Here is a 3896-nt window from a genome sequence, read left to right as displayed (position 1 = left end):
GCCGCGACGGCGCTCGGGTACGGCGGGCCGGCGGCGTTCGCGTCCTACTTCACCGACGCGTCGGTGCTCGTCCCGGCGCTCGGGGACCCGGCGGTGCTGGTGTACGGGCCCGGCGACCCCGAGCTGGCGCACGTCACCGACGAGACCTGCTCCGCGGCCCGGGTCGGCGAGGCCGCCGACGCCCTGGTCCCGGCGCTGGTCAGAGCTTGCGCAGCCGCACCCGCGTGACGTCGTGGTTCGGCCCCTTGGTCAGCACCGCGCTGGCCCGTGAGCGGGTGGGCAGCACGTTCTGCTCCAGGTTGGGCTGGTTGATCGTCGCCCAGATGTGCTCGGCCCGGGCGACGGCCGCGTCGTGGTCCAGCTCGGCGTAGCGGCGGAAGAACGACTGCGGGTCCCGGAACGCGGTCTCGCGCAGGCGCAGGAACCGCTCCACGTACCAGCGGCGGACGTCGGCGGTGGCGGCGTCGACGTAGACCGAGAAGTCGATGAAGTCCGACACGGTCAGCGCGCCCGCGACCGCGGGCTGGAGCACGTTGAGGCCCTCGACGATGAGGATGTCGGGGCTGCGGACCACGAGCTGCTCGTCGGGCACGATGTCGTAGACCAGGTGCGAGTAGACCGGGGCGGTCACCTCGGGGCGGCCCCCCTTGATCTCGGAGACGAACCGCAGCAGCTTGCGGCGGTCGTAGGACTCCGGGAAGCCCTTGCGCTCCATCAGCCCGCGGGCCTGCAGCTCGGCGTTGGGGTAGAGGAACCCGTCGGTGGTGACCAGCTGCACGTCGGGGTGCTCCGGGGAGCGGGCCAGCAGCAGGCGCAGCAGCCGCGCGGTGGTCGACTTGCCGACCGCGACCGAGCCCGCGATCCCGATCACGAACGGGGTGCGGGCCCCGCCCGAGCCGAGGAAGCGCCGGTAGGCCCGGTAGAGCCGCCCGCCCTCCTCGACGTGCAGGTTGAGCAGCCGCGACAGCGGCAGGTAGACCTCGCGGACCTCGTCGAGGTCGACGAAGTCGCCGTAGCTGCGCAGCTGCTCGAGTTCCTGGGCCGACAGCGGCACCGTGGTCGAGGACGCGAGCTGCGCCCAGGAGCGGCGGTCGAGGTCCACGAACGGTGAGGCGCTGCCCCGGGCCAGCCCGGAGCTGCGCCGGCCGCCGTACTGCGCGACCCCCGCGGCCGCGGGGGTCGCGCGCTCCGACGGGGGCGTCGGCTGCGGGGCGCTCACCGCTGCGCCGCGGTCGGGGCCCCGGCCACCGGCCCCCGGCGGCCGTCCGGGGGACCCGGTGGCGCGGGGAGCGGTGCGGAGGGCGACGTCGCCGTGGTCATGGCTGACCAACCTAGACCCCGGTCGCGGCCCGGATCACCGTCGGGACGCCGTGAGATCACTCGCAGCTCCCGTCGGGCGGGCCGGGCGCGGCCGCCGTATCGTCGTGCACCGTTTCTCCCTGATGGAGGCCCTGAGCTCCGTGTCCGTCCTGCTCTCCTGTCTCGGGCTGCTCGCGGTCGTCGCGCTCACCCTGGGAACCGCCGTCTCCGTCGCCTCGGAGTTCTCCCTCACCGCGCTCGAGCGCAGCCGCATCGACGCCGCCGTGGCCCGCAGCGACGACCGGCGGACCCGCTCGGTGCAGCGGGCGCACGCCGGACTGTCGTTCCAGCTGTCGGGCTGCCAGCTCGGCATCACCGCCACCACCCTGGCCACCGGCTACATCGCCGAGCCCGCCGTCGCCGAGCTGATCCGGCCGGTGCTGGAGGCCGTCGGGCTGCCCGCCGGGATCGCCTCGGGCACTGCCACCGTGCTGTCGCTGGTCCTGGCGACGGTGCTGTCGATGGTGTTCGGCGAGCTGGTCCCGAAGAACCTCGCGATCGCCCACCCGATGGAGGTGGCGCGCTCGGTGGTGTGGCTGCAGGCCGGGTTCGCCGCGGCGTTCCGCTGGCTCATCACCGGCCTGAACACCGCGGCCAACGCCATCGTGCGCCGCTTCGGGATCGAGCCCGCCGAGGAGCTGCGCTCGGCCCGCTCCCCCGGCGAGCTGAGCTCGCTGGTCCGGGCCAGCGCCGAGAGCGGCAGCATCGACCCGGGCACAGCGGTGCTGCTGGAGCGCTCGCTGCGCTTCACCGACCGCGTCGCCGAGGACCTGATGACCCCGCGCGTGCGGGTGGAGACCATCGACGCCACCGACACCGTGACCGACCTGGTGGCGCTGGCCCGCCGGTCCGGGTTCTCCCGGTTCCCGGTCGTGGACGGCGACCCGGACGTCCCGCTGGGGCTGGTGCACGTCAAGCAGGCGTTCTCGGTCCCGCCGGCCCGCCGCGCCGAGACCGCCGTGCGGGACCTGGCCCGGCCGGTCGAGACCGTGCCGTCGTCGCTGGACGGTGACGAGCTCATGACCCGGCTGCGGGCGGCCGGGCTGCAGACCGCCGTCGTCGTCGACGAGTACGGCGGCACCGCGGGCCTGGTGACCATGGAGGACCTGGTGGAGGAGATCGTCGGCGACGTCCGCGACGAGCACGACCGCGGCGAGCAGAACCGGGTGCGCCGCCTCGGCGACGGGGTCTGGGCACTGTCCGGGCTGATGCGCGACGACGAGGTCGACGAGGCCACCGGCTTCCGGATGCCGCACGGGGAGTACGAGACCCTCGCCGGGCTGGTCGTGGCCCGCCTCGGCCGGATCCCCGACGTCGGGGACACCGTCGTGGTCGACGGGTGGACCCTCGAGGTCCTGCGCCGCGACCGCAACCGGGTCGCCGAGGTCCGCGTCACCCGCGGCGCCGACGAGCGCACGGCCGCGTCCGGGGCGGTGCCGGCGTGAACGACCTGCTCGCACTGCTCGCCGCCGTCGCCCTGCTCGGGGTGAACGCGTTCTTCGTCGCCGCGGAGTTCGCGCTGATCTCGGCCCGCAAGGACCGCCTGGAGGCCATGGCCGACGACGGGTCCGCCGGGGCGCGGCGGGTGCTCGACGCCTCGCACGACCTGTCCCGGATGCTCGCGGCCTCCCAGCTGGGCATCACCATCGCCTCGCTGCTGCTCGGCCGGCTCGGCGAGCCCGCCGTCGCGCACCTCATCGACGGGCCGCTCGCCGCCGTCGGGGTGCCGGAGGCGTTCGCCTACCCGGTCGCGTTCGCGGTGTCGCTGATGATCGTGGTCGTCGCGCACATGATGCTCGGCGAGATGGTGCCGAAGAACATCTCGATCGCGGGCCCCGAACGCGCGGCGATCCTGCTGGTCCCGCCGTTCCTGGTGTGGACCCGGGTCACCCGCCCGTTCATCGACCTGTTCAACGCGATGGCCAACGGCACCCTGCGCCTGGTCGGGGTGACCCCGCGCGACGAGCTGGAGACCGCGTTCACCACCGGTGAGCTCGCCGAGATGCTGGGCGACTCGCGCCGGGAGGGCCTGCTCGACGACTCCGAGAGCTCCCGGATCGAGCGGACCCTGTCCTCCGCGGAGGCGACCGTCTCCGACGTCGTCGTCGCGCTGGAGGACCTGGTCTGCCTCGACGCGGGCCCCGGCGGGTCGACGACGGTCTCCGCGCTCACCGAGGCCGTGGAGCGGACCGGGTACTCCCGCTTCCCGATCCGCGGCGCCCAGGGCAGGCTCACCGGGTACCTGCACGTCAAGGACGTGCTGGACCTCGCCGACTCCGAGTCGGCGACGATCCCGCCGCAGCGGGTCCGCAGCCTGCCCTCGGTCCCGGCCTCGGCCCGCCTGGACGAGGCGCTGGCGACGCTGCGGGCGGCCCGGGCACACCTGGCCCGCGCCGTCGACGAGCGCGACACCACCGTCGGCGTGGTCACCATGGAGGACCTCACCGAGGCGTTCGTCGGCAGCGTCCGCGACGCCACCCACGCCCCCGGCACCCCGGCCTGACCCGGGCGGGTCGTACCGTCGGACACCGTGCCGA

General features: G+C 74.5%; 3 protein-coding genes and 1 pseudogene. 3 read left to right on the top strand and 1 reads right to left on the bottom strand.

Annotated features, from left to right (window positions below):
• Positions 1 to 228, top strand: a pseudogene (locus GTW08_RS19880) (M20 family peptidase); the annotation flags it as partial.
• Here GTW08_RS19880 and coaA read toward each other — a convergent pair.
• Positions 200 to 1129, bottom strand: coding sequence for a type I pantothenate kinase (gene coaA, locus GTW08_RS19875; protein WP_161152364.1), 930 nt, complete (start codon positions 1127 to 1129; stop codon positions 200 to 202). The pseudogene GTW08_RS19880 and the gene coaA overlap by 29 nt on opposite strands.
• Positions 1130 to 1442: 313 nt before the next feature.
• Here coaA and GTW08_RS19870 point away from each other — a divergent pair, with 313 nt between their 5' ends.
• Together GTW08_RS19870 and GTW08_RS19865 are read left to right on the top strand one after the other, a co-directional pair.
• Positions 1443 to 2804: a hemolysin family protein gene (locus GTW08_RS19870; RefSeq protein ID WP_174565866.1), complete on the top strand. Its 1362-nt coding sequence runs from the start codon at positions 1443 to 1445 to the stop codon at positions 2802 to 2804.
• Entirely contained in the window at positions 2801 to 3862 is a 1062-nt protein-coding gene (locus GTW08_RS19865; RefSeq protein ID WP_073574885.1) for a hemolysin family protein, read from the top strand. The genes GTW08_RS19870 and GTW08_RS19865 overlap by 4 nt, the downstream gene beginning before the upstream one ends.
• Positions 3863 to 3896: the final 34 nt, after the last annotated feature.

The organism is Pseudonocardia sp. SID8383 (genome assembly GCF_009864975.1).
GTDB classification, from domain to species: Bacteria; Actinomycetota; Actinomycetes; order Mycobacteriales; family Pseudonocardiaceae; genus Pseudonocardia; species Pseudonocardia alni.
This window is presented reverse-complemented; position numbering and strand designations above follow the sequence as displayed.

Excerpts from the sequence above, each read along its gene's own strand:
- GTW08_RS19870 (WP_174565866.1), top strand. The coding sequence starts at position 1,443 with ATGGAGGCCCTGAGCTCCGTGTCCGTCCTGCTCTCCTGTCTCGGGCTG.